The sequence below is a fragment of the Bathymodiolus azoricus thioautotrophic gill symbiont genome (genome assembly GCF_001298715.1).
GTDB lineage: Bacteria > Pseudomonadota > Gammaproteobacteria > PS1 > Pseudothioglobaceae > Thiodubiliella.
Genome location: NZ_CDSC02000192.1, coordinates 1 through 2,402 on the forward strand (window position 1 = coordinate 1; position 2,402 = coordinate 2,402).

Genomic DNA, 2,402 nt, shown 5'->3' on the forward strand with positions numbered 1-2,402 from the left:
GTAGTTTTTTATGTGAGAAAATTATTTTTTGGATTTGGGTAACTGTTGTAATAAATCTTTTAATCATTATTTCTGAAAATGATAAACGCATTAAACAAACTAACTAAACTCTTTGCAATTACCATCTTTTTAGTCTCTTTAAATACTTTTAGTGTTGTGCTAGACCCACTCATCACAATCAGTGCTAATCATGTTAGTGCCACTTCTGGAACTGCTATTACACCTGTTACCATCACTAATAGAGGTGATGCTGTTTCTTATTACTTAATTTCTCCTGCTATTTCCAATGGCTTATCCTTTAATACAAAAACTGGAACCATCTCTGGAGCGCCAATTGTTGCCTCTGATTCAGTCACTTATACTGTGACAGCAGTTGGTCATCGTGGTCAGGACACTGCAACTGTTGTTATTACTGTTGGTGTCGGCACTACTAATCTGGCCCTTAGAAAACATGCCACACAATCCAGCACATATATACACGCTGTCTTCACTGTTGCTGGCTATGCAGTAGATGGTAACACTAATGGTAAACTCTCTAATAGAAGCATAGCCATTACCGAACACGAACAAGGTGCTTGGTGGCAGGTTGATCTAGGCGGTCAAAAAAATATCAAGCAAATTATTATCTACAACCGCACTGATTGCTGTATAAACAGACTAAGTAATTACCAAGTTAGTATCTCTAATAAAGCCGACTTCAACACCCACATCTATCAACAAGACTTTCATGTCGCGCCTAATCCTAGAAAAATCATTCAATTAGACGCATCAGGCAAACAAGGTCGCTATGTTAAAATCCAGTTGCTTGACAATGACTATCTCTCTCTAGCAGAAGTTCAGGTTATGGGTGTCGATCCTTTGCATTTTGCTGAGGTGGATTATTCTAGTGCTCAGAATGATTTTAATGGATTTCACAGTTCACCAAATTATGCTAATAAGCGGGCCTTTGCCGCCCTTAAAGCCGATGGCTCAATCATGGCGTGGGGTGTTCCGAATTATGGAGGTGCAAGTGCGCCCTCTGATAGTGGCTATACCAAGATTTATTCAAATGGATACGCCTTTGCCGCCCTTAAAGCCAATGGCTCAATTGCGGCGTGGGGTAGTTCAAGTCATGGAGGTACAGGTGCGCCCTCTGGTAATGGCTATACCAAGATTTATTCAACTTATGGTGCCTTTGCCGCCCTTAAAACCGATGGATCAATCGTAGCGTGGGGTGGGGCGGGAAGTATAGGTGCACCCTCTGGTAATGGCTATATCAAGATTTATTCAAATGGATACGCCTTTGCCGCCCTTAAAGCCAATGGCTCAATTACGGCGTGGGGTTATGTAGGCACAGGTGCGCCCTCTGGTAGTGGCTATACCAAGATTTATTCAAACGGATATGCCTTCGCCGCCCTTAAAGTTGATGGCTCAATCGCAGCGTGGGGTAGTTCAATGACTGGAGGCACAGGTGCACCCTCTGGTAACAGCTATACCAAGATTTACTCAACTAATGGTGCTTTTGCCGCCCTTAAAGTTGATGGGTCAATTGCGGCGTGGGGTAATTCGGGTCATGGAGGTACAGGTGCGCCCTCTGGTAATAGTTACACCAAGATTTATTCAACCAATGGTGCCTTTGCCGTCCTTAAAGCCGATGGGTCAATCGCGGCGTGGGGTGGTTCGGGTTATGGGGGCACAGGTGCGCCCTCTGGTAGAGGCTATACCAAGATTTATTCAAACGGATATGCCTTTGCCGCCCTTAAAGCTGATGGCTCAATCACAACATGGGGTAACTCAGGGAGTGGAGGTACAAACGCACCCAGTGCACCCACTGATAAAGGCTATATCAAGATTTATTCAACTGGTAGAGCCTTTGCCGCTCTTAAAGCCGATGGTTCAATTACATCATGGGGTGACTTAAAGAATTTGCGGAGTAACGGTAACAAACCCATAAACGCACCCACTGACAAAGGCTATATCAAGATTTATTCAAATGCACTTGCCTTTAGCGCTGTTAAGTCCGATGGCTCAATTAGGACATGGGGTAATTCAGAGTTTGAAGCTCTGGTTCATCATTGAGTCCCTAGAAAACCTACCACAAAATCCAAAAAAATCATTTAATTAGACACATCAGGCAAACAAGGTCGCTATGTTAGATGATAAGAGACCTTTGCATAAATAGGGGTGATTGGCAAAAGCCAATTTTCACCCACTTGGTGATTCTTTAAACCTTGCCCTAGTAGGGCTAAGTCTGGGTTTGCCCTCCTAGAGGACTGCTGGGTGTCGCTGGAAAAATCGCCAAGTGGGTGAAAAGTGGGTTTCTGATGATTGTTCCTATTTATGCAAAAGTCTCTAATATAAATACAAGACCTTGTTATTGTTATATAATTAGTCGCCCCTTAAAAACCCACCCCAACCAAACC

Annotated in this window: 1 protein-coding gene; it reads left to right on the top strand. The window is 43.4% G+C overall.

Translation table 11 applies throughout. The features are described from left to right. Nucleotides 1–78: 78 nt before the first annotated feature. Nucleotides 79–2,058: a galactose-binding domain-containing protein gene (locus tag BAZSYMA_RS03720; RefSeq protein WP_090715751.1), complete on the top strand. Its 1,980-nt coding sequence runs from the start codon at nt 79–81 to the stop codon at nt 2,056–2,058. The last annotated feature ends 344 nt before the right edge of the window (nt 2,059–2,402 follow it).

Coding starts and splice junctions, on each gene's coding strand:
- BAZSYMA_RS03720 (WP_090715751.1), top strand. CDS start 79: ATGATAAACGCATTAAACAAACTAACTAAACTCTTTGCAATTACCATC.